Annotated in this window: 19 protein-coding genes and 1 pseudogene; 10 read left to right on the forward strand and 10 right to left on the reverse strand. The window is 71.1% G+C overall.

The annotated features are described in order from the left end of the window. Window positions 1–174: 174 nt before the first annotated feature. Window positions 175–1,128 (forward strand): phospholipase, encoded by a 954-nt coding sequence (locus tag ACWCPW_RS47085; RefSeq protein WP_449767796.1) that lies wholly within the window; start codon window positions 175–177, stop codon window positions 1,126–1,128. 159 nt (window positions 1,129–1,287) lie between these two features. Here the strand turns inward: ACWCPW_RS47085 and ACWCPW_RS47090 are convergent, their stop codons facing one another. Next, complete coding sequence (locus tag ACWCPW_RS47090; RefSeq protein ID WP_449767797.1) at window positions 1,288–2,991, reverse strand: GAF domain-containing protein; 1,704 nt, start codon at window positions 2,989–2,991, stop codon at window positions 1,288–1,290. 87 nt (window positions 2,992–3,078) lie between these two features. On the opposite strand from ACWCPW_RS47090, the gene ACWCPW_RS47095 reads away from it, so the two are divergent. Next, a complete protein-coding gene (locus ACWCPW_RS47095; protein WP_449767798.1) occupies window positions 3,079–3,252 on the forward strand; it encodes a hypothetical protein in 174 nt (57 codons plus the stop codon). Window positions 3,253–3,315: 63 nt separating this feature from the next. Then, window positions 3,316–3,978: a response regulator gene (locus tag ACWCPW_RS47100; RefSeq protein ID WP_449767799.1), complete on the forward strand. Its 663-nt coding sequence runs from the start codon at window positions 3,316–3,318 to the stop codon at window positions 3,976–3,978. A gap of 332 nt (window positions 3,979–4,310) precedes the next feature. On the opposite strand, the gene ACWCPW_RS47105 is transcribed toward ACWCPW_RS47100, so the two are convergent. Next, window positions 4,311–4,886, reverse strand: a complete 576-nt coding sequence (locus ACWCPW_RS47105) for a CBS domain-containing protein (RefSeq protein ID WP_449767800.1) — start codon at window positions 4,884–4,886, stop codon at window positions 4,311–4,313. Window positions 4,887–5,092: 206 nt separating this feature from the next. Here ACWCPW_RS47105 and ACWCPW_RS47110 point away from each other — a divergent pair, with 206 nt between their 5' ends. Both ACWCPW_RS47110 and ACWCPW_RS47115 read left to right on the forward strand, forming a co-directional pair. Further along, window positions 5,093–5,977, forward strand: a complete 885-nt coding sequence (locus tag ACWCPW_RS47110) for a universal stress protein (RefSeq protein WP_449767801.1) — start codon at window positions 5,093–5,095, stop codon at window positions 5,975–5,977. Window positions 5,978–6,414: 437 nt separating this feature from the next. Continuing rightward, complete coding sequence (locus ACWCPW_RS47115) at window positions 6,415–7,107, forward strand: DUF5994 family protein (RefSeq protein ID WP_449767824.1); 693 nt, start codon at window positions 6,415–6,417, stop codon at window positions 7,105–7,107. A gap of 87 nt (window positions 7,108–7,194) precedes the next feature. Here ACWCPW_RS47115 and ACWCPW_RS47120 read toward each other — a convergent pair whose 3' ends face one another. Both ACWCPW_RS47120 and ACWCPW_RS47125 read right to left on the reverse strand, forming a co-directional pair. After that, the gene (locus tag ACWCPW_RS47120) at window positions 7,195–9,558 is read right to left on the reverse strand and encodes a phosphoketolase family protein (RefSeq protein WP_449767802.1); all 2,364 of its coding nucleotides are present in this window, start codon (window positions 9,556–9,558) and stop codon (window positions 7,195–7,197) included. A gap of 122 nt (window positions 9,559–9,680) precedes the next feature. Continuing rightward, window positions 9,681–10,688, reverse strand: coding sequence for an Acg family FMN-binding oxidoreductase (locus ACWCPW_RS47125; RefSeq protein ID WP_449767803.1), 1,008 nt, complete (start codon window positions 10,686–10,688; stop codon window positions 9,681–9,683). Between the two features lie 294 nt (window positions 10,689–10,982). Between ACWCPW_RS47125 and ACWCPW_RS47130 the strand changes: the two genes are divergently transcribed. Continuing rightward, complete coding sequence (locus ACWCPW_RS47130) at window positions 10,983–12,008, forward strand: zinc-dependent alcohol dehydrogenase family protein (RefSeq protein ID WP_449767804.1); 1,026 nt, start codon at window positions 10,983–10,985, stop codon at window positions 12,006–12,008. Window positions 12,009–12,183: 175 nt separating this feature from the next. Beyond that, on the forward strand, window positions 12,184–13,335 hold the full coding sequence (locus ACWCPW_RS47135) for an acetate/propionate family kinase (RefSeq protein ID WP_449767805.1): 1,152 nt from the start codon (window positions 12,184–12,186) through the stop codon (window positions 13,333–13,335). A 187-nt stretch (window positions 13,336–13,522) separates the two neighbouring features. Here ACWCPW_RS47135 and ACWCPW_RS47140 read toward each other — a convergent pair whose 3' ends face one another. Together ACWCPW_RS47140 and ACWCPW_RS47145 are read right to left on the reverse strand one after the other, a co-directional pair. Then, the gene (locus ACWCPW_RS47140; RefSeq protein WP_449767806.1) at window positions 13,523–14,269 is read right to left on the reverse strand and encodes an HAD family hydrolase; all 747 of its coding nucleotides are present in this window, start codon (window positions 14,267–14,269) and stop codon (window positions 13,523–13,525) included. Between the two features lie 257 nt (window positions 14,270–14,526). Continuing rightward, window positions 14,527–15,198 carry a ScbR family autoregulator-binding transcription factor gene (locus tag ACWCPW_RS47145; protein WP_449767807.1) on the reverse strand — a complete coding sequence of 224 codons (672 nt, stop codon included), beginning with the start codon at window positions 15,196–15,198 and terminating at the stop codon, window positions 14,527–14,529. A 51-nt stretch (window positions 15,199–15,249) separates the two neighbouring features. Between ACWCPW_RS47145 and ACWCPW_RS47150 the strand changes: the two genes are divergently transcribed. Then, on the forward strand, window positions 15,250–16,314 hold the full coding sequence (locus ACWCPW_RS47150) for a ScbA/BarX family gamma-butyrolactone biosynthesis protein (RefSeq protein WP_449767808.1): 1,065 nt from the start codon (window positions 15,250–15,252) through the stop codon (window positions 16,312–16,314). Between the two features lie 96 nt (window positions 16,315–16,410). Here the strand turns inward: ACWCPW_RS47150 and secD are convergent, their stop codons facing one another. Then, on the reverse strand, window positions 16,411–18,693 hold the full coding sequence (gene secD, locus ACWCPW_RS47155) for a protein translocase subunit SecD (protein ID WP_449767825.1): 2,283 nt from the start codon (window positions 18,691–18,693) through the stop codon (window positions 16,411–16,413). Window positions 18,694–19,653: 960 nt separating this feature from the next. Then, entirely contained in the window at window positions 19,654–20,256 is a 603-nt protein-coding gene (locus ACWCPW_RS47160) for a polysaccharide deacetylase family protein (RefSeq protein ID WP_449767809.1), read from the reverse strand. 1,422 nt (window positions 20,257–21,678) lie between these two features. Here ACWCPW_RS47160 and ACWCPW_RS47165 point away from each other — a divergent pair. Continuing rightward, window positions 21,679–23,199 (forward strand): annotated as a pseudogene (locus ACWCPW_RS47165) (M4 family metallopeptidase); the annotation flags it as partial. Window positions 23,200–23,972: 773 nt separating this feature from the next. Continuing rightward, complete coding sequence (locus ACWCPW_RS47170) at window positions 23,973–24,311, forward strand: hypothetical protein (protein ID WP_449767810.1); 339 nt, start codon at window positions 23,973–23,975, stop codon at window positions 24,309–24,311. A 219-nt stretch (window positions 24,312–24,530) separates the two neighbouring features. Here the strand turns inward: ACWCPW_RS47170 and ACWCPW_RS47175 are convergent, their stop codons facing one another. Continuing rightward, window positions 24,531–26,618, reverse strand: a complete 2,088-nt coding sequence (locus ACWCPW_RS47175; protein WP_449767811.1) for an enoyl-CoA hydratase-related protein — start codon at window positions 26,616–26,618, stop codon at window positions 24,531–24,533. Then, window positions 26,591–26,944: an MHYT domain-containing protein gene (locus ACWCPW_RS47180; RefSeq protein ID WP_449767812.1), complete on the reverse strand. Its 354-nt coding sequence runs from the start codon at window positions 26,942–26,944 to the stop codon at window positions 26,591–26,593. The genes ACWCPW_RS47175 and ACWCPW_RS47180 overlap by 28 nt, the downstream gene beginning before the upstream one ends. Between the last annotated feature and the right edge of the window lie 19 nt (window positions 26,945–26,963).

Genomic DNA, 26,963 nt, shown 5'->3' on the forward strand with positions numbered 1-26,963 from the left:
CCCTCTCTCTTCCTATCTCCCCGCCCCGCGGGCGCCGACGCCTGTCTTCGTCCCCCCCACCCCCCCCCCACGCCCGGCGCGGGCGTCGACGATCGCATGGTCGTGCGCCTCGGGACACCGATATGAAGGAGTAGCCTCTTGACCACTCACCTACGGCGTGTAACCCGCCCACGGATGTTATCGGCGCTGATGGTGGCCCTGTGCGGGCTCGTTGCCACCACCTTGCTCGGTACGACTCCGGCGGCGGCGGCCGATCAGCGTCAGGCGATCTATGCCATCGCGCATCGGGTCGACACCCTGGACGGCGTGGACGCCGCGATCAACCACGGTGCCAACGCCATCGAGGTCGACGTCTGTGCCTGGTGGAATCCGAACGAGTGGCGTGCCTGGCACGACTGTTCCTCCGCCGGCGAGAACCGGCTGGGTCCCAGCTTCGACAGCATGATCGACCGCATCCTCTCCCACGCCAACGCGGGACGCCGGCTGTCGCTGGTCTGGCTGGACATCAAGGACCCGAACTACTGCGGGGAGGCGCCGAACCGCACGTGCAGCGTCGCCGGCCTGCGCGACAAGGCGCAGCGGCTGACCGCTGCCGGGATCCAGGTGCTCTACGGTTTCTACGAGTACCACGGCGGCAGCACCCCGGACGTCGGCGGCCGCGGCTGGAAGAGCCTGGAGGGCAGGCTGGGCCCGCTGGAGGGCATCACCACGACCGGGACCCGCGATCAGGTCCGAAGCGTCTTCGACCGATCCGGTTCCGGATTCCCGGCCGGCCGGCGGGCGATGGACTACGGCGACAGCGACATCACCAAGGGGTTCGGCAACTGCACCGAGGCCACCTGGAACACGTGCGCCGAATTGAAGAAGGGCGCCGCGGACCGCGCCGCCGGGCGGTTGGCGGCCACACTGTCCTGGACGACCACCTACAACGATCCGTGGTACGTCGACAAACTCCTGGGCGACGCACGCGTGGACGGCATCATCGCGGGCTACGGGGCCTACACGGGGGTGCGCGACTACGACAACAACTGGCAATGCGGCAACGCCGTCAAGATGGTCCGTGACTGGGTGAACGCACACGGCGGCACCCACCGCATGGCCAACAGCGGCGACCGCCTGTTCAGGTAGCACCACGCGGCGCCCGGGGCCGGATGAACAGCGTTCCGCGCCCCGGCCGACGGCCCGGGGAGGGGACGGCCGCCGCACGTGGCATCAGACGGCCGGTGACGAATTCGGAGGTGACCTGGAACCACGCCTGTTCGCCATCGGCGGCGGCCTCTCCCGACGTCAACCCAGCGGGACCCGCCAGTCGAGCAGGGCGCCGCCCTGCGGGGCGGGCCCGAACGAGCAGGTGCCACCGAGGGATTCGGCCCGCTCGCGCATGTTCCCCAACCCGCTGTCGCGGGTCGGGGACGCCGGCGGGCCCACGCCGTCGTCGCGCACCCGTACCCGCACGTGCTTGTCGTCCGCCTCGACGTGCACCTCCACGCGGCTCGCGTGGGCGTGACGGGCCGCGTTCGCCAGCGCTTCGCGCAGCACCGCGATCACCTGGGCGGCGATCGGCTCGGCCACCAGGGTGTCCAGCAGGCCGTCGACGCGCAGCGTGGGAGCGCAACCCAGCATTTCGGCGACCGCGTCCACCTCGCGCAGGCAGCGCGAACGCAGCCCCGTGCCCGCGTCACGACCGCGGGCCTTGAGGGAGAAGATCGTCGACCTGATCACCTTGATCGTGTCGTCCAGCGCGTCCACCGCCGATTCGACCCGTTCCAGTGCTTCGGGGTGGTCGATGAAGCGGGTCGCGCTCTGGAGGGTCATGCCGGTGGCGAACAGGCGTTGGATGGCCAGGTCGTGCAGGTCCCGGGCGATGCGGTCGCGGTCCTGCAGTACGGTCAACAGTTCGGCGTCGCGGCGCTGTTCCGCGATCTCCAGGGCCAGGGCCGCGTGGTCGGCGAACCCCGCGACCATGCGCACCACCGCGTCCGACAACTGTGGCCGCTCCACTCGGTTGGCGACCTGGAGTACGCCGCGGATGCGCTCGTGGGTGCCCAACGGCAGCAGGAACGCCGAACCGAGGTCGGTTCCCGCGGCGGTGGCCACCACCGCGCCCGGATCGTGGCCGATGTCGGGGCTGACGATCGTCTCGCCGGAGCTGAACACCTTGCCCATCAGGGTGCTCTCGCCGGACAGGACCAGTCCGCGGACGCGGTCCGCCAAGGGCCCCGAAGCGGCCTCCACGGCCAGGTCGTCGGTTCCGGGCACCGGCACGGCCAGGGTGACCAGATCCGCGTCGGCCATGTCCCGGATGGTCGCGGTGAACGAGCGCAGCACGTCGGCGGGGGCGTCGCCGGAAAGCAGGCTGCGGGTCAGATCCGAACTCGCCGCGAGCCAACGTTCGCGGCGGCGGACGTCGTCGTACAGGCGGGCGTTGTCGATGGCCACACCCGCGGCCGCCGCGAGGGTGCGCAGGACCGCCTCGTCGTCCTCGTCGAAGTCCGCACCGCCGCTTTTCTCGGTCAGGTACAGGTTGCCGAACACGGTGTCGCGGATGCGGATCGGCACCCCCACGAAGGTGTTCATCGGCGGATGCCCCGGAGGGAACCCGAACGAGTCCGGGTGCTCGGACAGGTCGTGCAGGCGCAGCGGATGCGGGTCGCGGATGATCAGCCCCAGGATGCCGCGCCCGGTGGGGAAGGGACCGATCTTCAGGATGGTCGCCGGATCCATGCCCACCGGCAGGAACCGCGCGAGCCGCTCCTCGTCGCCGATGACTCCCAGGGCGCCGTACTCGGCGTCCACCAGGGTCACCGCCGACTCCACGATCCGCCGCAGCACGGTCTCCAGGTCCAGGTCGCTGCCCACCGACAGGACGGCCTCCAGCAGCCCGTTCACCCGATCCCGGGTCGCACGGACCACTTCCACATGGGCCTGGAGCTCGTCCAGCAGCTCGTCCAAGCGCAAACGCGGCAGTGCCGGTCGCTCGTCCGACGCCACAACCCCTCCCACGGTCGGTCACAACTTGTCGAAACCCTTCTCCGGCCATCGTGTCAAAGCACGCCCCGCGCGTCTCCTCTTCGCCGGATGAACACCATCGTGATGCCGATCGCCGACGGGCCCTCGCGGGCCCGGCGGCCCTGGTTGCCCGAGCACCGCCGCGACGCGCCGCCGGTCGTCGACGTCGGCAGCGCGCTCGGCGTCCCGACCGGCCGCGCTCGGTCGACCGTCCTCGTCGGGCCGCACCGCCCGATACGGTGACAGGCGCGGGCGTCTTCGACGTTCGAGAATGAATGAAGGTACGACTACCTCCGGAGGAGGGCCGTGTCGACAGCGCCCATCCGCGTGTTCCTGCTCGACGACCACGAGGTGGTCCGCAGGGGCCTCGCCGACCTGCTCGGCGGCGAACCCGACATCGAGATCGTGGGCGAGTCGGGTTCCGCCGCCGAGGCCACACGGCGCATCCCCGCGTTGCGCCCGGACGTCGCGATCCTGGACGGGCGACTGCCCGACGGGAGCGGCATCGACGTGTGCCGCGAGGTGCGGTCCCGCTTCCCGGAGATCAACGCGCTGATCCTGACCTCCTACGACGACGAGGACGCGCTGTTCGCGGCGATCATGGCCGGGGCGGCGGGATACGTGCTCAAGCAGGTCCGCGGGCAGGACCTGATCGCGGCCGTGCGCGCGGTGGCGGCCGGCCAATCCCTGCTGGACCCCGCGGTGACCACCCGCGTCCTGGAACGCGTACGCAAGGGGCCCGCGGCCGAGCCGGGTCCGCCCGGACTCAGCGAGCGCGAGCAGCAGGTGCTGGAGCACATCGCGCAGGGCCAGACGAACCGCGAGATCGCCGAAAGCCTCGGCCTGGCGGAAAAGACCATCAAGAACTACGTATCGGCGGTGCTGAACAAACTCGGCCTGGAGCGCCGAGTCCAGGCCGCCGTCTACGCGACCGAACTGCACCAGGGCACCGATCGGCACCGGACCTGAGGCCGTGACCGGCCCGAGGCGACCCCCACGCCCACCGATGTCCCCGGGCCGACCACCACCGACCCGGGGGCTGGATGTCATGGCCGTCCGCAAGCTCGGGCCACCATGTCGGTGCGAGTCGGCGCTGGGCGCGATCGGCGAGGACGGCGCTCACGTCCCGCACGCCGAAGCCACCGAACGAGCTGCGCATCGGCGGCGACGGACGGCCGATGTGGAAAAGCGCGCCCGCGCCGAACCGCCGACCACACCCGTCAGGCCTCCGGGCCGGGACATCGGGTGCCGAACGGCGACGTTCGGGCGGGCCGATCAGGCGTGGCGGGTCGGCGGGCCGATCAGGCGTGGCGGGTCGGGGGAAGTACCGGTTCCAATCGGAAGAGCACCGGTCCGTGGTCCCTGGGGCCGTGTGCGGGCTTGCGTCCGGCGAGTGCCGAGACCAGATCGCGGGCCGTCACCAGGCCGACCATCGTGTCGTCGTCGTCCGTGACCGCGAGTGCGTCGACCGCGTGCTCGGTCATCACGTCGGCCACCTCGGCGAGTCGAGCGGTGACCGGCACGTGCGGCTGGGAACCGCCGGGCAGGAGGTCGCCCACATAACGCTCGGACAGCGAGATCGCCGGGAGAGCGCATGCCACCGCCAGGTCGCCCCGCTCCAGCAGCCCCACGCAGCGCCCGTCCTCGTTCACGACGGGAAGGTGGTGGAAGCCGGTGCGCTGGATCAGCTCCCAGGCCATCAACAGGGATTCGTCGCCCGCGACGGTGAGCAAGGCCGTACTCATCACGTCGGCCACGCCGCGCTCACCCACGGACGCGTTCGCGTGCGTGGTGGAACCGTTTCCCGGGGCGGTTTCGCTGCTCGGCCTCATCGCGCTCGCCTCCTGTGTGTCCGGGTCCGCGATCGCGCGGTTCACCGTGTCTCCACGATCGAACCTCCGCGGCCCCGGACACAGGGCCGGTGGGGGTGGTGGACCGGGCCGAAGGTCCCGGGCCCCGGGTCCGGGCGGCCCTGTGCCCGCCGACGGCGTGCGAGCACGCTGAGAGTGCGGGGTCGATCGGATCTCGCGGTACCGGCCCCGCCGCCGCCCGAGTCGTCGGAACACGACGAATGGACAAGCTCATGAGCACCGGAACCCACCTTCCCGGCCTCGGCGTCCTGATCGGCTACGACGGCTCGCCCGGCGGAGAACGCGCGCTCGCCTGGGGCGCCCGCGCCGCCGCCGAGGCGAAGACGCCGCTGCGCCTGGCGATGGCCATTCCCGCGACTGCTCTCGGCCGACACGGCCGCTCGGCGGAGGTCCGTGAAGGTGCCCACGCCCTGTTGAAGCAGGCAGCGGACCGCAGCCGCGCCGCCCACCCGCACCTGGCGGTCGAGACATCGCTGGTCGAGGGTCCGGCGGCGAACGCGATCCTGGAAGCGGGTCGAGGGGCCGAGCTGATCGTGGTCGGCAGCCGAGGCCTCGGCGGCTTCGCCGGGCTGCTGCTCGGATCGGTGTCCCTGCGCGTGTGCGCCCACACGAGCTGCCCCGTGGTGGTCGTACCCGAGGCGGCCGACGACGTGGACACCCCGAGCGTCGTGGTGGGCATCGCCGATCACAGCGACGCGCCCGCGGTCGAGTTCGCGGTCGAGCGGGCCCGCCGCATCGGCGGCAGGGTGGTCCCCGTACACGTGTGGACACTCGCGATGGCCGGCTACTGCCCCGGTGTGGTCGCGCCGCTGCTCGGGGACCCGCTGGACGCGGCGGCAACCCACGACCACCTCCTGGCCGAAATCCTGGACCCGATCCGGGCACGGGCACCGGATGTCGCGATCGAGGCGATCGTCACGACCGGCGCCCCCGCCTACGCCCTGATCGGCGTCTCCGCACACGCGGATCTGTTGGTGGTCGCCGCCCACCGGGCGCATGGACCCTTCCCGATGCGCCTGGGCCCCACCACGCACGCGGTGCTCCACCACGCGTCCTGTCCGGTGGCGGTCGTGCCGATTCCCCGCACAAGGCCGTGAACGGCGTGAATGCGGCGACGCCGTGACGCCGCAACGGCGCGACGCCGTGACGCCGTGAGTGCGGTGCAGGCGCGAAGTGCTGGGGCGATGGGTCCGAGCCCTCATGGAGCGCGGGCCGATGTGCCGGCGCCGTGATGTCGTGCGCGTCCGTTCGATGCTCTTGTCGACGGTCCCGACGCTGTTCGCGGTGCCGCCGGCGATCGTGACGGCCGGCGGTACCGGCGATCGTGATGGCCGGCGACGCGAGCGCGACGTCCGGGGAGGCGGCTGCCTCTCGGACTCGCTCCCGTCGTCCCGCCACCCACGGAGTTTCGTCCCGTCACACACACGGCTACCGTTGAGGTGACGAGCGATATCGAGAGGGTGCCGACACTCGTGTCGCCCCGGAGGGTGGCCGTGCCGGTCGGGTAGGCAGGTCTTCCGTGTTGACCGTGGCAGTGAGCGATACGGCTCCCGCAGCGCGTTTGTCACTCTTTCCCCATCCGGGCGGCAACAGTCACGAGTTGGACGGCGCGTGGTGGCCTCGCTCGAGGGCGACGGTCGAGGAACTCGCCGCGTTGTTCACGGGGATGGAACGTGTGGGTTCGTATTCGCGCGCGACGCTCGATCGGAGCCTGTGGCCCGGTACACCTCGACCGTTCCGGATCGCCCGGCTCGGCCGCGTGGTGCGCTGGGGCGGATTCGTGGCCGGACAGGACCCTCACCGGATCGAACTCTTCTCGCTGATCGCCCCCTTCAGGGAACTTCTCGTGGTGCCGCCGCAGGTGTCACCCCGGGTCGCGGCCCGACTGATGGACCCGAGCGAGTGGCCCGACAGATCCCGTTCGCCCACCGAACTCCTGAGCGAGGCTCTGGAGGGGGCGGGCGAGACCGCGATCGTGCGGACCCCGGCGGCCCTCGGATCGGGTGAAGCCGGACGGCGACCGCGTCCCCGGTCGCCGGCTCCGCCACGATCCGCGACCCGTCCCCGCGGGCCCGCCGAAGAGGTGGGTCTCCGGCAGGACGATGTGGTCGACCTGCTCCCGGGTGAACGCGTCGCAGGCGGCCGGTGCCTTGGCGGCATCGACGACGAGGACGCCCACCGCGGCCTCGATCTCGGATGGACCCCGGTCGGTGACGGGGACGGATGAGGGGGTCCCGGCCCGACTGTTCACGGCAAGGTGTTCACTGTCTCGTGTGGGGCGGGGCGGTGGGCGGTTACCTCCGCCGCCGACGGATCAAGGCCGACCGGTGGTGTCGGTCGGCCAGACCCAGTCGCGTACCTCGGGCATGTCCTCGCCGTGTTCGAGGATCCAGGCGCGGTGGCGGGTGCGGGCGTCGAGCATCGCCTGGCGTACCGTCGCGGCGCGCGAACCCAGGCCCGGGACACGGTCGATCACGTCGATCACCCGCTGGTAGCGGTCCATGTCGTTGAGCACGACCATGTCGAACGGGGTCGTCGTGGTGCCGTACTCCTTGTATCCGCGCACGTGCAGGTTGTCGTGGTTGTGGCGGCGGTAGGCGAGGCGGTGGATCAGCCAGGGGTAGCCGTGGTAGGCGAAGACGACCGGCACATCGGTGCCGAACAGGGCGTCGTACTCCGTGTCGGGCATGCCGTGCGGGTGTTCGCTCTCAGGGGTCAGCCGCATCAGGTCGACCACGTTGACCACGCGCACCCGCAGCTCCGGCAGGTGTCGGCGGAGCAGGTCGACGGCGGCGAGGGTCTCCAGGGTGGGCACGTCGCCCGCGCAGGCCAGGACCACCTGCGGGTCGCCGTCGTCGTTGGAGGCCCATTCCCAGACCCCGGCCCCGCGGGCGCAGTGCAGGACCGCCTCGTCCATGGTGAGCCAGTCGGGGTTGGGCGTCTTGCCGGCGACGATCACATTGACCAGGCCGCGACTGCGCAGTACGTGATCGCCCACCGACAGCAGGGTGTTGCTGTCCGGCGGAAGGTACACGCGGACGACCTCGGGCCGTTTGTTGATCACGTTGTCGACGAAGCCGGGGTCCTGGTGCGAGAAGCCGTTCTGGTCCTGGCGCCACACGTGAGAGGTGAGCAGGTAGTTGAGCGAGGCGATCGGCGGGCGCCAGCCGATCTCGCGACAGGCGTGCAGCCATTTGGCGTGCTGGTTGAACATCGAGGACACGATGTGGGTGAACGCCTCGTAGCAGGAGAAGACGCCGTGCCGCCCGGTCAGGAGATAGCCCTCGAGCATGCCCTGGCAGGTGTGCTCGGAGAGGATCTCCACGACTCGGCCGTCCGGCGCCAGGTGGGTGTCGAGGTCGGTGACGGGTTCCTGCCAGGCCTTGGCGGTCGCGCCGTAGACGGCGCCGAGCCGATTGGACTCGGTCTCGTCCGGTCCGAACAGGCGGAAGTCGCGACGGGTCGCCGTGCGGGCGAAGACCTCGCGCAGGTAGTCGCCCAGCACCCGGGTGGGCTCCGAACAGGACGCGCCGGGTTCGACCACCTTGACGGCGAAGGCGTTCGCGTCGGGCAGCGGCAGATCCCGCAGCAGGGTGCCCCCGTTGGCCTCGGGCACCGCGCCCAGGCGGGTGTCGCCGGCGGGCACGTTGGCGAGCACGATCGGGGTGGGCCGGCCGTCCCGGTCGAAGAGTTCGTCCGGGCGATAGGAGCGCATCCACGCCTCGAGCAGGGCCAGGTGCTCCGGGTTCTCGCGGACACCGGTCAGCGGGACCTGGTGCGAGCGCCAGGTGCCCTCGACGGGCAGGTCGTCCACGGTGGCCGGTCCGGTCCAGCCCTTGGGGGTGCGCAGGATGAGCATCGGCCACCTCGGGCGCCCCTGCGCGGTCGCCTCGAGCCGGGTGATGTCGTCGAGCGCCTCGTCCAGTGCGGCGGCGAACGCCGCGTGTACGCGGGCGGGTTCGTCGCCTTCGACGTGGATGGGGCGCCACCCGTAGCCGGTGAGCAGCGCGTCCAGCTCCGCACGCGGCATCCGGGCGAACAGGGTCGGGTTGGCGATCTTCCAGCCGTTCAGGTGCAGGATCGGCAACACCGCGCCGTCGGTGCGCGGGCTGAGGAACTTGGTGCCGTGCCAGGCGGCGGCGAGCGGTCCGGTCTCGGCCTCGCCGTCGCCGATCACACACGCGACGACCAGATCGGGGTTGTCGAAGGCGGCGCCGAACGCGTGCGAAAGGCTGTAGCCGAGTTCTCCGCCCTCGTGGATGGAGCCCGGCACGCCGGGGGCGATGTGGCTCGGCACGCCGCCCGGGTAGGAGAACTGGCGGAACAGCGTGACCATACCGGCCGCGTCGCGGGGCACGTTCGGGTAGCGCTCGCTGTAGGTGCCGTCCAGCCACGACGCGGCGAGTGCGGACGGGCCGCCGTGGCCGGGACCGGTGACGTGCAGGGCGTGCGTGCCGCGTTCGCGGATCACCCGGTTCAGGTGGGCGTAGATCAGGTTCAGGCCGGGGGAGGTGCCCCAGTGCCCGAGCAGGCGCGGCTTGATCTGGTCGGGGCGCAGCGGTTCGGTCAGGAGCGGATTGCCGCTCAGGTAGATCTGGCCCACCGCGAGGTAGTTCGCCGCGCGCCACCACGCGTCGACCGTCGTCAGGTCCGGATCCTCGGGAATTGCCATCGTCATGATCTTCCTCTCGTGTTGTCACGTATTGCCGCCCGAACTCCGCTCGTTCCCGCGCTCGCGCCGAGCACGCGCGGGGTGCCCGTTCGAGGCGACGGGAGGTCGCGTCCCCTCACCGGTTCCGGTCACGCCGACGCGTCGGCACCGGCGTCGGCCGGATCGACGAGTGTCTCCGCCACGGGGCGCCGAGGGGTGGGAGCTCCGGGCGGCCCGTACCCCATCCGCAACACCATCTGGACGTAGCCGGGACCGGTCTGCGGATCGCGAAGGTTCGCGCGGGTGTCGGCCCATTCCACGGCCTGGTGAAGGACCGACACGCGCAGGTCGTGGATGGTCGCCACCAGCCATGCCCGCTGCAGCGCCTGGCCTGTGCGCAGCCAGTCCTGCGGGCGATCGAAGTGGGTGGTGAGGGTTGCCACTTGGGGTAGTGCCTCGAAACGCCGCGTCGAGGTGGGAGGAACAGGCGGGTGGCCGGTGAAGGCGCGGACCGGAACCCGGGCGTCGTGATCCTGGGGGCCGAGGGCCTCCTGTGGGATGCCGTCGGCCGCGGGTTCCTCCAGGCGCAGCCACGCCCGTGTCTCCGCCTGTCGCGCGAGGTCCGCGGCGGTTCGGCGTTCGGCCTCGGCCGTCAGGTTCAGGACGCGGCGCGCGTCGGCCTCCTCCAGCACGGCCAGGACCACGTCCTCCGCGTCGGCGGCCGCGATGAGTTCGCCGACGATGCGCTCCGGAACGTCTCGGTTGGCGAACGGTAGACGACTGGAGTGCCGTCGGGCGATCGCCGGGTACAGGTCCGGGCCGTAGGGAAGAGGAGCGGGCGCGGGGCGGCTCACGTCGAGCACGGCCGCCGGCGGCGGATCGGCGTCCCGGGGCATGAGCGTCACCAGCGGGTCCCGGCCCAGGTGTGCGGCGGCGACGCGCAGGTTGAACACGGCCGCCCCGAGGGAGATGTACATGGCCCTGGCATCGGGGTCGGTGAGCGGAACCGCGCGTGTGCGGTCCGGGTGGACCTCGATGCCGCAGCCGTCGATCGTGGGCCGGAAGAACCACGGTTGGCTGTTGTGAAGCGAGGGTGCGGCACCGGCCGCGGCGGCCAGATACCGCAGGTCGGCGGGGCTCAGGAATGCCTTGGTCATGTCGATCTCCCAACGACCCATCGGCGTGGTGGACGGCAGCCCGGCCGCTTCCCCGGGCGATGGGGTGGCGCGGCCGGGCCGATCATGGTGCACGCCCTTCCGGGCGAGCCGACTCGATGCGCCGGCTCTCTCGCCCGACTCTGCTCTCGCCGCCCGGCGGCGGGCAGGGCCGTTCGGCCCTATGGGGGACGCCACTCGGCCCTGTGGTCCGTTGTTCGCGCGCGCGATGGTGAATGCCGAAGGCGCTCGGCGGGACGGCCGAGCCCCACTCGCCTCACCGTTTGGGACGATGACATGAGCGTCGACACCTCGCCGAGCGGGCGCGCGGGACGCGCGTGGGCAGTGACCCGCCCCGGGCCGATCGACACCCATCCCCTCGCACTTGTCGACCGCGAACCGGCGCAACCGGACCCGGGCGAAATCCTGGTACGGATGGAAGCCTGCGGTGTCTGCCGGACCGACCTGCACCTCGCGGAGGGCGACCTGGCGCCACACGGAGCGAACACGGTTCCCGGACACGAAGTGGTCGGCGAAGTCGAGATCGTCGGCGCGGGCTCCGGGCGCTTCGCACCCGGCGATCGGGTGGGCATCGCGTGGCTGCGCCACACCTGTGGCCGCTGTCGATACTGCCGGGCCGGCGCGGAGAACCTGTGTCCCGACTCCACATATACCGGTTGGGACGCGGACGGCGGGTTCGCCGACCGGGCCCTGGCACCCGAGGACTACGCCTACGCCCTGCCCGTCGACCGCGACGCCGAGCACGTGGCGCCGCTGTTGTGCGCGGGCATCATCGGCTACCGCGCCCTGCCGCGCGCCGATCTGCCGCCCGGTGGCAGGCTGGGCATCTACGGCTTCGGCGCGTTAGCCCACCTCACCGCTCAGGTGGCGCTCGCGCGCGGTGCCTCCGTCCACGTCATGACCCGGTCCGAACAGGCCCGCCCGGCCCTGGAACTCGGCGCCGCGTCCGCGGCAGACACCTACGACCCGCCACCCGAACCACTCGACTCCGCCGTCGTGTTCGCACCGGTCGGCGAGGTCGTACCGGCCGCCCTGGCCGCGCTCGACCGGTCCGGCACCGTCGCCGGCATCCACCTGTCCGACATTCCGCCGCTGAACTACCAACGGCACCTGTTCCACGAACGCAACCTGCGCAGCGTCACCGCCAACACCCGGCGCGACGGCGTCGAGTTCCTCCGGCCGGCGACGGAGATCGACCTCCAGGTGACGACCACGCGCTACCCGATGAGCCGGGCCGACCAGGCGCTCGCGGATCTCGCGGCCGATCGCGTCCGCGGCGCCGCGGTCCTGATCGCCGATTGAGCGGGTATGGGAAGAACGACGGGTACCCGCCGTTCCCGGCGCCGTCCGGGACCGGATACCGACCCTTGCGGTCGACCGGACAGGGCCGAACGGCCCTGTCGAAACGCGCGTCACCGGCGGGGACGACCGCGCCCGCCGTCGGTGCACCGAGACGATCACAGGGGAATGGACAGGCATGAGTGAAGAGCGAGTCCTCGTCGTCAACGCGGGATCGTCGACGGTGAAACTGTCCGTGCTCGACCCGCACGACACGCTCGTGTGCGCGTCGACCATCGAGTGTGCGGACGCCATCCCGGACGGCGCCGTCTCCGCGTTCCTGCGCGGCGCCGGGCCCGTCGACGCCGTCGGACACCGCGTCGTCCACGGCGGAGCGGACTTCACCGGTCCGACCCTGCTGGATCCGGACGTGTTCGCGCGGATCGCGGGGCTGGCCCCGCTTGCCCCGTTGCACCAGAGCCGGGCCCTCGCGGGCATCGACGCCGTCCGCCGGGCACTGCCGGGCACGCCCGCCGTGGCCTGCTTCGACACGGCCTTCCACCGCACCATGCCGTCGGAGGCGAGTACCTACGCCCTGCCCGACGCGTGGCGTACGCAATGGGGCGTGCGCCGCTACGGCTTCCATGGCCTGTCCCACGCGTACGCCGCCCGCCGTGCGTGCGAGCTGGCGGGAATCGACTCGGCCTCGGCCCGCGTGGTGAGTTGTCATCTGGGCGCGGGCGCGTCGGTGGCCGCCGTGCGCGCGGGCGAGTCGGTCGACACCACCATGGGCTTCACCCCCGCCGAAGGACTCGTGATGGCGACCAGGGCCGGTGATGTGGATCCCGGTCTGATCGTGTGGCTCCAGCGACGACAGGGCATCACCGTCGACGAACTCGAAGAGGTGCTCGAGCACGGCGCCGGTCTTGCCGCGCTCGCCGGCCACGGAGGCGACATGCGGGCCATTCGCGCCGCGGCGGAGGCGGGCGATCTGCCCGCCCGGTTCGCCCGCCGCGTCTACGGCTACCGGCTCCGCACCAAGATCGCCGCGATGGCCGCCGCGATGGGCGGCCTGGACGTCCTCGCCTTCACCGGTGGAGTCGGTGAACACGACGACGCGATCCGGGCCGACGCCGTCGGCGAACTCGCCTTCCTGGGCGTGCGCCTGGACCCGCGTGTCAACAGCGAAGCCCACGGCGACGCCGACGTGAGTGCCGACGCGAACGCGGTTCGAACGCTCGTGGTCACCGCCCGCGAGGACATCGAGATCGCCCGCGAGACGCGTTCACTGACCCATTCCGGGACGGGGCGTGTCGGAGGGACGGGGAGCGTCGGACCCGGAGGAGGGTGACGGATCGTACGCGGGCGGGGCGCGCGCAGCCGGATCCTCCCCGCGCAGCCGGATCCTCCCGGGGCGGCCCCCGCACGCCTCGTGTGGGGCGGGAGGTCGGCGCCGCCACGGTCGTCGGTGGCGGCGCCGGCGGTTTCCGCGCCGTCGCGGCGGGGTCACGGGTCGTGTCGGTGGCCCCGCCGCGCCGTCACGAGACCACGACCGCTTCCGTCGCCCGGACTCCCCGGCCCGCGGCGGGCACACACGACTCCGACAGGCTCTCGCGCGTTTTCGCCCAATGCAGGAGGTCGGCGTCGGCCAGTGTGGTCACCCACATGTCGGCGAGGGCCAATTCCTCGTCGCGAGGATCGGCACCCACGCCCAGGACGCGCAACCCCGCCCGCGTCGCGGAGAGGATGCCGCAGTACGAGTCCTCCACCGCCAGGGTGACGGCCGGAGTGGCGCCACAGGCTCGGGTGGCCGCGAGGTAGACGTCCGGATCGGGCTTGGGGCGCAGGCTCGCGTCCGGGACCACGACGTCGACGAAGCGGGGGAGCAGTCCGGCGTGTGTCAGGCCCGATTCCACCACGTCACGGGGGCAGTTGCTGGCTACCGCCAGGGGTGCGAAATGCGAGGCCAGGCGTACGAACTCGGCCGCGCCGGGAATCGTCACGGGATGCGCCGCGACCAACTTGCGGAAATGTTCGAGGAGTTGTCCCGTCACCTGGTCCGCATGGGCGGTGGGCAGGCCCACCACTTCGGCCATGACCCGCCCGCATTCGGTGAAGTGCAGACCCTTGGTGCGTTCACCGAAGTCGGCCGGGGTCGTGACCCCGTAGCCGCGAAGCACGAGATCCCGCGCTTCTTCCCAGTGGCATTCGCTGTCCAGCAGGGTTCCGTCGCAGTCGAAGACGATGGCTGCCGGGGTCCAGGTGAGGAGGGTATTGCCTGTCATCGATGGGGCCGTCCGATCGAGAGGGAGCGGGCCCCCGAGATGCCCGCGCGAGGTCCCGAGACGGCGTTGTGGGCCCGCCCCCGCAGGGGCGTCCGTGAGCGGCGCCGACCCGAAACATAACGATCATTACGTTAGATTGAATACTATATGTAATCAATCAATGACGCTTTGCAGCGTGTTGCGTTCGATGTCGACACAGGTGTGGGCGAGCGCGGACGACCCGCCGGCTCCGGGCGCCCGACGCCTCGAACCCGTGGCTATTCGGCGTCCGCGCCAACCCTCGGGGCGAATCCGGGGCCGCCCGTCGTACCCGCCAGGGCTCGGGTCAGGATGTCCTCGTCACGCCGGGGATCGGCGAGCAGGGCCGGCAGGAGCAGGCGCCAGAGATCGGTCAGGTCGTCCTCGATGTCGGCGCGGCCGGAGAGCGCGTCGGAGACGGTGTGCATGCCGAAGAAGGCGTGGATGATCGAGCGGGCCGCCGTCTCCGGATCGACGCGGTCCGCGAGATCGCGCTCCTCTCGCGCGCGGTCCAGCAGGGCGCGGACGGCGGCGATCCAGTCCACGAAGGGGGGCGGCAGGCTCGCGTCGATGGCGTAGCGCTCTGCCCACAACCGTGCGCCGCCACGGACCACGGGATCGTCGCGATAGGCGCGGGCCACCGCGAAACTGAGCCGCACCAGGCCTTCCAACGCGGGGGCGCCCGCCGGGACTTGCCCTTCGATGAGCTCCGGCCAGGTGGCGAAGTGGGCTTCGACGATCGCCCGGGCCAGGGCGTCCTTGTTGGTGAAATGGAAATAGATGGCACCGCTGGTGAGTCCCGAGGCGTTGCCGATATCGCTGATGCTCGTCCCGGCGAACCCTCGCTCGTGGAACAGGCGGGCCGCCGTCTCCAGAAGGGATCGGCGAGTCGCTCCTGCCCGTGCCTGCACGTGCCACCTCCAGCTCGGATGCCTGCGTAGAAACTAGTGCCGTTTCGGCTCATGGTGCCGCACAACGGACGCGACACGACATCGCTCGGAAGCGGAATCGCCGCACTTCCCAGGGCGCGTTACACGCCGCGAGAGCCCTGGCGAGAAGACGACATGCACCTTCCGGGTCGCTGGGTTCTGCTTGTATCCATGACGACGTTCGGTGGCCGCGCAGCGTCTTCGGGCCTGTCGGCGAGACAGCTGAGTTGGTCGCGCACCGTGGCACGGGAGTCGGTACACCGGGCTTCGGTGGCCGAGGTGTTGCTGACCGATGTGGTCCGTCTCGGGGAGACGACCTTTCTGGCCGCGGCCCAGTGGCCTCGCTCGCATCCCACATTCCCTCCGGCCGGCGACGGCGGACACAGCCGGCTGATGGTCGTGGAAACGCTACGTCAACTGGGGATCTTCATCCCGTCGCAGTTCTTCTCCGTGCCCCTCGAATCGCACTTTCTGATCAAGGACCTTTATTACGGCGTAGATGTCGCCACGGAGCCGCGTTTGCGCAGCGGCGCCACCGAAATCACCTGTTTGGCCGAAGTCGACGACTTGCGGCCCACGCGCGACGGGCGCGGACTTCGGGGAATGCGGATGCGCGTCCACCTCTCGGCCGGCGGGACGACCTTCGCGCGCGCGGGCGGCAACGCGCGATTCCTGGACGCGGGCACGTATGCGGCTTTGCGCGGGGACTCGGCCGGGGCGCGGGCACCCCGGCCGAGTCCCCGCAGGCCGAGGCCGGAGGCGGTGGACGCGATCCTGGCCCGCGACGTCCTGCTCGCGCACAGCGGGGACGGCGCCCTGGAACTGGACCCCGCCGACCACCTGCATCCGTTCTTCTTCGACCACGCCGGCGACCACATCCCCGGGATGGTGCTCGTCGAAGCCGCCCGGCAGGCGATCGCGCTGGCGAGCGACGGCGAACTGTTGCGGCCGACGACGTTTCGGCTGCGGACACCGTGTTTCACCGAGTTCGATCCGCCGGCGCGCGTCGAATGCTCCCTGCACAACGGACGGCAGGCCTCGTTTCGATTCCGGCAGGGAGCGGGCCACACGGCGACGGGGGCGTTGCGGTACCGCTGAGATCGGGACGACGGTCGAGGCGCGCGGCGGTTGTGGCCTGTCCCGATTTCGACGGCGAACGCCACCGAGTCGCGCCGACTTGGCGCACACGGTGGATCAGACGCGTGCGCCGTTGTCGCGCGGCGCGCGGCCGGGGCGGCGGACGCCGTGGCCGTGATGGTCGGGCGAGGTTCGGGATCGGGCCGCGCGTGGCGGCGAAGGCGTCGCGCGTGACTCCAACACGACGGCCAGAGGGGCGGCGACGCTCACCGTGGAGCCGGTGCCGGCCACCACGCCGATCAGCAACGCCAACGCGAAGTCGGCCAGTGAGTCGCCGCCCAACACCGCCAGCGCGACCAGGACGAACAACGCGCCGGAACCGGTATTGACGGTGCGCGGCAGGGTTTGGACCACCGCCGTGTCGGTGATCCGGGCGAGCGAGCGCTTGCCGTGCGCGGGTGTGCGGCGTAGTTCGCGGATCCGGTCGAAGACGACGACGGAGTCGTTGACCGAGTAGCCGATCACGGTGAGCAGCGCGGCCAGGAACACCGCGTCGACGGTGCGCCCCAGCCACGCGAAGGCGCCCACCAGGATCAGCACGTCGTGCGCCATGGAGACGACCGCGGCCACCCCGAAGGTCCAGCGGAACCGCACCGCGAGGTAGGCCAGTTGGGCGGCGAGCGCGACTGCCAGGGCGATCACGGCGTTGAGCCGCAACTCCTTGCCCAGGCTCGGACCGATGAACTCGTCGCGCACCTTCCGCGCTCCGTGGCCGAGTTCGCCGACCGTCGCGGTGATCCGCGCCTCCTGGGCGTCGGTCGGTTTTCCCGTGCGTACGGTGAGCTCGCGATCGCCCGACGCCTGCACGACGGCCTTGGGGAATCCGGCGTCGGCGAGTGCCGACCGGGCCCGGTCCGGATCGACCGACCGCGTGGTCGAGTACTCCACGAGCCGGCCGCCGGTGAACTCCACACCGAAGTCGACGCCGCGTACCGCCACGCCCGACACCGCAAGCCCCAGCGCGAGCACGCCGGAGACGGCGAGCATGCGCCGGCGGTGCCGCATCAGGTGCGGATCGCGTCGGGCCAGCCACTCGCGCACCGGGCCCGCGTGTGCGATGCCGCTGATCCGAGGCCGGCGTCGTACCGCCGCCCGGCTCACGGCGAACTCGGCCAGGACCCGGGTGACCACCAGTGCGCTGACCATCGACGCGAGCACGCCGATGCCCAGCGTCACCCCGAACCCGCGCACCGGACCGGTGGCCAGGAAGAACAGCAGGCCGGCCGCGATCAGGGTGGTCACGTTCGAGTCGGCGACGGCGGTGAACGCGTTGCGAAAGCCCCGGGTCAGCGACGGACGCAGGGCCGGTGCGGTCCGTGCGAGGTACTCCTCGCGGGCCCGTTCGAACACCAGCACGTTGGCGTCGACCGCCATGCCGACGGCCAGTACGAATCCGGCGAGTCCGGGCAGGGTGAGGGTGGCGCCCAGGCCGACCAGGGCGGCGTACGCGATCAGCCCGTAGCAGGCCAGGGCCACTGCGGCGAGTACGCCGAGCAGGCGGTACACGCACGCGATGAACAAGGCGGTCAGCGCGGCGCCGATGATCGCGGCCCAGGTGCCGGCCTCGATGGCCTGCTCGCCCAGCGTGGGTCCCACGGTGCGGTGTTCGACCGTCTCGACCGGCACCGGCAGCGCGCCGCCGTTGAGCAGCAGCGCCAACTCGCGGGCCTCGCGTTTGTCGAAGTCGCCGGTGATGCGGGTGGATCCGCCGAGGATTCCGGTATCGCAGCCGACCGACGGGTCGACCTGCGGCGACGAGACGACCTTGCCGTCCAAGACGATCGCCACGCGCCGCGCGGGCGTGCCCGAGGGCGCGCACGCGGCGTCCCCGGTCAGCTCGGCCCAGGCTCGTTCGCCCCGACCGCGCAGGTCGAGCGCAACGTGCCAGCCGCCACCGGCCGGCTCCAGGAGGGCCTCGGCCCTGTCGACGTCGGCTCCGGTCATCCGGGGAGCGTCCAGCCTCAGCATCCGGCCGGACTCGTCCGGCAGTACCTGTCGTCCCCCGGCGTCGGGTGAGGCCGTGGCCTCCGTCGCGTCGGCGACCTCGAGAACGGGATGAATGGTGAGTTGTGCGGTTCGGCCGAGCACCTCGGCGGCCCGGCGCGGCTCCTGCACACCGGGTAGTTCGACGATGATCCGGCGCTCGCCCGAGCGGACCAGGTTGGGTTCGGAGACGCCGAGCGCGTCGACGCGACGACGCAGTACCTCCAGGGCTCGATCGGTGGCGTCGCGGTCGGCTTTCGCGGTGGGCGAGTCTCGGGTCTCCAAGACGATCTGGGTGCCGCCGCGCAGGTCGAGGCCGAGGCGAGGGGGCATGGTCGCGGCGATGTAGGTGGACATGACGAGGATGGCGAGGGCGAAAAACGCCCGCACCTTGGTGGCACGCGGCAAGGATGGTCTCCACGGAAACACCGCGGCCGGTGGTCGGCGCGCGGCGATCGGACTCAGGGACGCTCTGAAGCCCGGGGAGACGGTGGAGCGCGACCCGGCGGAAGCGCGAAACGGCGCAGCGACGGATCGGCATGCGCAGCGACCGCGCCGGTTCGACGCCCTGCGGGTGGCAGGAGCGCGAACGTGTGTCCCACGAGCGCCGCGTCGTGGGAGTGGTGGAGTTGGTGCCGCTCATGGGGCAACTCGCGGGCGGCGAACGGCGCCGGGGGGCCGCGTCGCACGTCGCGGGTCGCCTCGTCCGCGACGTCGCGCACGTGCCCCGGATCGGCGGTGGTGGGCGCGGAGACCGAGACGTGGTCGAGATCGGGTACCGCGACCGCGCGCGCGGACGCGGGGGAAGCCACCGCGCCGAGCAACGCGAGGGCGAGGGCGACCAACGCCGCAAGCCATCCGCCGCGCCGAAAACCCCGTCGAGCGCAGGGATTCGCGTGGCTGCGGCCCGTGACGGGAGAGCCGACGAGGCGACGACGAACGGCGACGTGTCGCCGGGGCATCGCGCCCTCCTCGGTCTGCGCCGTTCCCACGCCGACGTGGGCGATCCGGTCCACACCCCCAACGCCCGGCCGGCCGTCCGGGGTTCCCGCCATCCATCGGCCGGCGAGAGCGCAGCGCCTCGTCGGTCAGGCAGCGACGCCGCCCCCGCGGGACGCTCGGAAGATTCGGCGTTCCCTCGATGGTCGGGCTGCCGTACGGGCCCGCTCTCCCAGGACGTGTGGTCGCGCGCCGAGATCCGACCTCACCCGGCCACCTCGTCCTCTCCCCGGCCCAGGACAGCAATGCCCGCCCGAGCACCGGCCCCCCGTTCCCGCACAGCTCCGCCGCGCGGGGTCGGGCCGGGGCGCGGTCGTGTCAGCCCGGGAACGCGAATCGGTAGCCCTCGGCCTTCAGCCACGGCAAAAGCCGCGCGAGCGCTTCGACGCTCTGGGTGCGGTCGCCGCCCGCGTCGTGCATGAGGACCACACCGCCGGGGCGCAGCTCACGGCGCACGTTGTCGAGGATCTTGTCGACGCCGGGCTTCTCCCAGTCGCGGGTGTCGACCGACCAGCCGAGCGGCTTCATGCCGTACGCGGCCGACATTTGGCGCACGGTCGGCGACCACGCGCCGCCGGGCGCGCGGAACCAGTCGACGTCGTGGCCGGGGGCGGCCCGGGTGATCTCGTCGCGCGCGGAGACGATCTCGTGCTCGACTCGCGGGGTCGACCGCTTGTCGATCTGCTCGTCGTGCGTGACCGAGTGGTCGCACAGTCGATGGCCGGCGGCGACCACACGGCGCACCAGGTCGGGGTGGCGCGAGGCGTTGGGGCCGACCATGCAGAAGGTGGCCTTGACGTCGTACTCGTCGAGCAGCGCGAGCACCCGCGGAGTCCACCGCGGGTCGGGACCGTCGTCGAAGGTGAGCGCGACCGTGCGGTGACCGGGGTCCGTGGTGCTCCGTACGATGCCCGTGGACACGAGTGGCGGGGGTATGTCCGCGGCCCTGTTCGCCGCCGGCGCGGGCGGGCCGGCCGGTGCGGCGCGGTCGGAGCCATGGGGCGTCGCGGCCGACGAGGGAGCACCGGGGGGCTTCGACGCGGGGCCCGTCGGCGGCGCGGAGGGCTGCGGGTTCGAGGGTGTCGGTGCCGACGGCTGTGGGCCCGACGGGCCGGGGACGGCCGTTTCGGCCGGGCCGGTGGGGGACGCGCCGCGCGCCCCGGCGCCGTCCGGTGCCGGGTTTGGGGCGGTCGTCGTGGGCGGATCCACGGGTACCACCGCCGCCTTGTCGCTCCTGGCAGGTCCCGCGCCGTCACCGGAGCCACACGCGGCGACGGTCAGCGCGAGCGCACCGACCACCGCCAGGGCCGGGAGTCGGCGGGCGGCTTTCCCGCCGGGGAGCGCGGGGATCCGCACACGACGGACGAGGGACGGCTGAAGCGTCAGGACGGTCTTCGGCACACGAACTCCGGAAGAATCGGCAACGGGTCACGCGTGTCAGCGCGACATGATCTGGGCAGAATGTCGACTTTGCGCAGATTCCTCGATTTCGCGCAACGGGCAACCGTGTGTAAACGCTCCCGCGACAACCCGCTACCAGGGCCCTCATCTGCGTCGTCCCCGAACCGCCAACCCCACCGGCACCACCAGTACCGCCGGCACCAAGCGTCACACCCCGCCGAGTGACCGACGCCACCGTCCGGCGCCCACCGCCCACCGCCCACCGCGCACCGCACGCCGTCGGACCTTGCGCGGCCCGAGGTGTTCCAGCGCGCGGGCGGCGTCCGCTTCCCGCGCACCGTGTCGCCCACGCACCCGCTCCCATCGCCGGACATGCCGAAGCACCCGCACCGGCGCGCACGCCCGTACGCCCGTTCGCCGCGCCGCACGGCACCGACGCCCGAACCACCCGCACCGGCGCGCACGCCGTACGCCGTGCCGCGCGGCACCGACACCCGAAACCCACCGAGAACCGAACGTCACCGACACTCGAACGCCACCGGCCCCAGCGCGACACCGCCGACCCGCCACATCCCCTGCGTCACTCCCGCCCCGCCCGAAGATCTCCTTCTCCTCCCGGCCCAGGACGGCAGCGCCCGGTCGAACACGCCCATCCCGTTTCGCCACTCGCGTCAACTCGCATTCTTGGGCGCCCGGTTGTCGGAGACGGGGAGCAGGCGGCCCGCGCGTTCGACGGGGACGTGCGTGGCGTTGTTGACAGAATGTGCCGCGTCGATCACATTCGTTGACGGTCGACTTGCGCCCGTGTGAGCGTTTCGTTCGTTCGGGCACGAATCCGACGCACTCGACGGTCGGTCCCGCTCACCCCGCGGAGCCGACGAGAGTCGGACTCGTGGTCGAGGTCTGTCCTCTATCCAAGGAGCCTCGATGAAACGCAGCACGGTGACGGTCGGGTCGGTCCTGGCCTTACTCGCCGGCCTCGTGGTCGGTACGTCCCAGTCGAACGCGGCGACCCCTCCGCCCGCGCCCGGCTTGGCGGCGGCGGTGGCCGCTGCCGACAAGGCCGCCGCGAGCGGCCAGGACGTCCTGGCCAAGGGCCCCAACGAGAGCTACGTGCGGCAGCAGGTGACCCCGTGGGTCGACAACCTGTACTCCGTGGCCTACGAGCGCACCTACCGCGGGCTGCCCGTGGTCGGCGCGAGCGCCGCGGTGCTGGCCGACGGCAACGGCACCGTCCGGGCCGCCGAGTCGGCCACCGATCTGCGGATCGACGTCCCCGTCAAGCCGACCGTCGGCAAAGGCGCGGCCGAGAACGTCTCGCGTTCGCGACTCAAGGTCGTCGACGAGGTCGAGTCGCGACGCCTGGTCGTACGAGTCCGGGAGGGTTCCGCGAACCTGGCCTGGGAGACGGTGCTGATCGGCAGCACCGAGAGCGCGCCCAGCCGGTTGCACGTCTTCGTCGACGCCCGCTCGGGGCAGGTGCTCGACTCCTACGACGACGTCAAGGGCGGCACCGGCACCAGCCAGTGGAACGGCCCCAACCCGCTGACGATCAACACCAGCGGCAGCGCCGGCAGCTACAAGATGATCGACACCACCCGGCCCGGCCTGTCCTGCGCCGACTACAGCGGCGGCGTCTTCACCAAGGCCACCGACACCTGGGGCAACGGCAACGCCACCAGCAAGGAGACCGGCTGCGTCGACGCCCTGTGGGCCGCGCAGAAGGAATGGAACATGCTCCGCGACTGGCTCGGTCGCAACGGTCACAACGGCACCGGCGGAAGCTGGCCGGTACGGGTCGGGCTCCCCGCGATCAACGCCTACTGGACCGGTTCGCAGGTCCAGATCGGCCGCAACCAGAGCAACCAGTGGATCGCGTCCATGGACGTCGTGGGCCACGAATTCGGGCACGGCATAGACCAGTTCACTCCCGGCGGCGCCGGCGCCGAGGCCGGCCTGGGTGAAGGCACCGGCGACATCTTCGGCGCGCTCACCGAGGCGTACACCAACGAGCCCTCGCCCTACGACCGCCCGGACTACCTGGTCGGCGAGACGGTCAACCTGGTCGGCAGCGGCCCGATACGCAACATGTACAACCCCTCGCTGGTCGGCAACAACCCGAACTGCTACAGCTCTTCGATCCCGGGCACCGAGACCCACGCGGCGGCCGGGCCTTTGAACCACTGGTTCTACCTGCTCGCCGAGGGCACGAACCCCGGTGGCGGCAAGCCCTCCAGCCCGACCTGCAACAACACGCAACTCACGGGCGTGGGAATCCAGACCGCGGGCAAGATCTTCTACGGCGGCATGCTGCTCAAGACGAGCGGCATGACCTACAAGAAGTACCGCACCGCGACCCTGAAGTCCGCCAAGGCGCTCGACTCCACCTGCGGCCTGTTCAACAAGACCAAGGCCGCCTGGAACGCGGTCAGCGTCCCGGCCCAGCCCGGTGACCCGACCTGCCCGTGACGCCGAACGCACCCCGATAGGCATCCGGCGCTCGTCCTTCGACGAGGCCGCGGCCACGCGCCGCGGCCTCGTCGCCGCGTCGGTTCGCGGCCTTCCGCGCAAAGTGGCCTTCAGCGTGCAGCCTTGGGGCAATATCAGTAAAGTGCGGCTCCGATCGAACGATGACGTGGTGAGCGCCGCGCTCGGCGGTCGGGCCCATCCGGGAAAGAGCCACCGGACAAGGAAGTATGCCGGGCGGCCTCCGTAACAGGGCTGCACGTTTCGGTCGATCGCCGTTTGTCTTTTGTCGTTTGCCGTTTGCCGACGGCCGTCCCGGACGGTTGACCCTTCGCCACCCACGCGCCCGTCGGACGGCGGCGCGTTGCCACAGATCAGGGAAGTCTCTTGAACGACCACCTCGCACCCGCTGCCCAACGTCGATGCGGGCCATGGGCCACGGCGTTCGGCTCGTCGACGGCACTGGTCGAGGCGGAGGAAGCCCTGCGCCGGGAGGCCGTCGAACGGCACGATCTCGCTCCGATTGTGCGTTTCGCGTCCGTCTACGGCTCGGGCCCGGACGCGGCCTCGCACGCCAGAGGGTTCGGAATCGACCCCGAAAACCCCTACGCCGCCGACGGTTCGGCCAACTACATCGAGGCGGACTTCACCGACGGCGGTTTGGTCTACGGCATCTACCGACCCGTGCAGGGCTCGCGGCCGAGGGCACCGGGCCCGGAAACGGGCGGGAACTCGCCAACACGACCGTGTACCCGTACCCGTTCGTCAGGGTGGATCCGACCACGGTCCCGCTGTCCGAGTTGGGGCTCGACATCACGGGTATCGACCGGCGCTTCGTCCACTTCTGCGCCGGTCCTCTCGGTGTCGAAGCCGCGGATGACATCGCCATGCTGCGGCAGACGTTTTCCACGGCGTGGCCCGACTACCGAAACGTCATCGACACCGGCCTCCGACACGTCTTCCGTGAACGTCCGCTCTCGGTCCGGCAGTGGTACGACCTGACGTACATCCCCTTCGACACCGCCGATCAACTCGCCCTCTACATAGCCCAGGTGTCCACCTACCTGTTCGGTGACAACGATCGCGTCCCGGTCGCCCCGGGGCGTTGACGACGACCCGCACGCCCGGCCGGGTGAAGCCGGTGCAACCGGATTGACGACGTGGGGGACTTCGTTGATTCGCGCGTGTGGCACGGGCGCCCCCGACGGCGTTGAACCTCGCGATCGCGATCGCGATCGAGGTGCGGGTCGCGGGTCGCCGGTCTCGCGATCACCGCATCCGCGTGGTGGGGGTCTGAGACCCCACCGCGTCCGCGTGGGTGGGGGGTCTCAGAGCTTGAAGACGAATCGGTGGCGTTTGTGCGCGAAGCCATTGCGGTCGGCGAACATGTCGAGGGCCATCGCCTCGAGTTCCTCGGCCTCGTACGCGGCGACCGGCTTGAAGGCACCGTCGACGGCCAGAGTCTTGCGTTTGGTGTCGATGGTCTGTTCGTAGTTTTCGACTTCCGCCCGGGCCAGGTCGGCCAGCCACCGGTCGAAATCGGCTTTCCCCGCGGGGCCGATGTGGTCGAGGAGGCCGATGGCGAGCGCGGTCTCGGCATCGATCGGCCTGCAATCGGTGGTGAGCCGTCGGGCCGTCGTCTCGCCGACGCGGCGCGGCAGGGTGTAGGTGTGCAGTTCCGAGCCGCTCAGTCCCATGGTCGCGTAGTGCGGGTTCAACACGACGCCGGGCCGAGCGACGACCACGTCGGCCCCGAGGGGAAGCATCACGCCACCCGCGCCGGCGTTCGCTTCGAACGCCGCGACGAGGACCTGTCCGGTGGCGGTGAGGATGGTGCGGCAGACGGCGTTGATGGCCGTGATGTTCTGCCATGCCTCCGACGCCGGCTGATCGGCGGCCTCGATGACGTTGAGGTGGATGCCGTTGGAGAAGAACTCGGGGCCGCCCCGCAGGACCAGGACCTTGGTGTCCCGGGCCGTTGCTTCGCGCAGCGCCGACAGGAGTCGTCCACACTGGCGTGTGCTCATGGCGCCGTTGTAGAAGTCGAACGTGAGGTATCCGACGTCGCCCTCACGGCGGTATCGGATATCCGTGTACGGCGAGCACGTTGCTTCGGGCAGGGCCGCGACGTCCACCCCGTGGTCGCCGCGTGCCAGCGTTTGCAGTGCGGGAAGCTTGCAGGCACGGGCAGCCTGGTCGGTCTTGGCGCGCATGTGTCCGATCCATACGCTGGAGTCCCGGGCCGCCACGCGCACGGCTTCGTGATGCCGTGCCACGATCGTGCCCGGGAGCACTCCGGCCACCGGGCCGTCCAAGCGCGCGTCGTAGAGGTAGGCGGCCCCGGAACCGATGTTCGCGAGCACCCCCGGGAATCCGTCCGCCGCCGCGATCGATCGGACGATGTCCGACCCCGGTGAGTCCCACCGGAACGCACGGTCCGCTTGTGACATCGCCGGGCGCAACCGAGTCGAGGGCACCGCCTTCGGGTATTGCGATGCCGGCACGGGGAGGTACGCGGGATCCCCGGCCTTCTCGGCGACCTCCAGAACGCATTCGACGGCCGCGTCGGCCACGGGGCCGTTGTAGACGGCCGACTTGCGTGCCGGAGGTTCACTCATCGGGAACGTGCGCGTCGCCCAGATGGGACCCGCGTCCATCTCCTCCACGGCGGACAGGGCCGTCACGCCCCAGAGCGGCTCACCGTCGGCAATGGCCCAGTCCAACGAGGAAGGTCCGCGATCGCCGACCGCACCCGGATGAATGACGACCGTGGGCCAGGCTTTCCAGACCGACGAGGGGATGCGTGTCTTCAGGAACGGGCAGATGATGACTTCGAAATCCGCCGGGGCGACTGCCCGCAGAATGCCCGACTCATCGGCGACCACGGCGAGTCGAACCTTGTGGCCGGCCGCCCGAAGAGCCAGTTCGGCACGTTGGGTCAGGCCGTTGTTGCCACTGGCGATGAGAAGGATGTGTCGCACGGCGTTTCCGTTCCATTCTTTGATCGTCGGATCCGAACATTCGCCAAGGCCATGCGCCTGTGAACGCTCATGGCGCGCTTGTGATCCGCCGCCGAGCGCGTGGGGAGACATCGGGGGGCGGGTGCGGCGGGTGTGGCGGGTGTGGCGGGTGTGGCGGGTTTCGAGGTGGGGCGTCACCTGTGTGTCGGTGCGGACCGGGATCGCGCCCGTGGCGTGGTGCGGCGCCAGGCGAGGGGCCCGAGCCTCCGGTACGTTCTCGTCCCGGATTTCGTCGGCCGACGGCGACCACCGGACGATGTACGCCGTGATCGGTGCGCGGAAGCTGACACCTCTCACCAGAGGCGCAAGGAACGTGGCGGCCGACGACGACCCGTGGATCATGGGGCTGTCGGTTTTCGTGTGAACGCTCATCGCGAACATGTCGGTGTAGTGCATCCCGCTGAGGCGACCTCCGTGAGTAGGGAGACACCCGCGATTGCCACGGGTCCCTTCACGGTCAACGCGAACCACAGGGCCGTGGTCGCGGGCACCACGGCGATCACGATCAAAAGGACGACGAGCCACGGGTTGTACCCCACATCGCCGGCCATGCTTATCGCGGCCATGCCGGCCATGCCGGCCATGCCGCCCATGCGGTCGAACCGGGCCCGGTCCACGACGTCGCGTTCGGCGCCGAGCCCGAGGGACGGTTTCGAGGCCCGCGTGGTCGTGGCGGTGACCGACAGCGGCTCGGATTCCCACCGCGTGAGCGTCTCGATCACGCGCTCGCGAACGCCGTAC

It is taken from the genome of Embleya sp. NPDC001921 (assembly GCF_053594475.1).

Coding starts and splice junctions, on each gene's coding strand:
- secD (WP_449767825.1), bottom strand. CDS start 18,693: ATGTCCACCTACATCGCCGCGACCATGCCCCCTCGCCTCGGCCTCGAC.
- ACWCPW_RS47140 (WP_449767806.1), bottom strand. CDS start 14,269: ATGACAGGCAATACCCTCCTCACCTGGACCCCGGCAGCCATCGTCTTC.
- ACWCPW_RS47135 (WP_449767805.1), top strand. CDS start 12,184: ATGAGTGAAGAGCGAGTCCTCGTCGTCAACGCGGGATCGTCGACGGTG.
- ACWCPW_RS47130 (WP_449767804.1), top strand. CDS start 10,983: ATGAGCGTCGACACCTCGCCGAGCGGGCGCGCGGGACGCGCGTGGGCA.
- ACWCPW_RS47095 (WP_449767798.1), top strand. CDS start 3,079: ATGAACACCATCGTGATGCCGATCGCCGACGGGCCCTCGCGGGCCCGG.
- ACWCPW_RS47175 (WP_449767811.1), bottom strand. CDS start 26,618: ATGCACTACACCGACATGTTCGCGATGAGCGTTCACACGAAAACCGAC.
- ACWCPW_RS47150 (WP_449767808.1), top strand. CDS start 15,250: ATGGTGCCGCACAACGGACGCGACACGACATCGCTCGGAAGCGGAATC.
- ACWCPW_RS47085 (WP_449767796.1), top strand. CDS start 175: ATGTTATCGGCGCTGATGGTGGCCCTGTGCGGGCTCGTTGCCACCACC.
- ACWCPW_RS47110 (WP_449767801.1), top strand. CDS start 5,093: ATGAGCACCGGAACCCACCTTCCCGGCCTCGGCGTCCTGATCGGCTAC.
- ACWCPW_RS47125 (WP_449767803.1), bottom strand. CDS start 10,688: ATGACCAAGGCATTCCTGAGCCCCGCCGACCTGCGGTATCTGGCCGCC.
- ACWCPW_RS47120 (WP_449767802.1), bottom strand. CDS start 9,558: ATGACGATGGCAATTCCCGAGGATCCGGACCTGACGACGGTCGACGCG.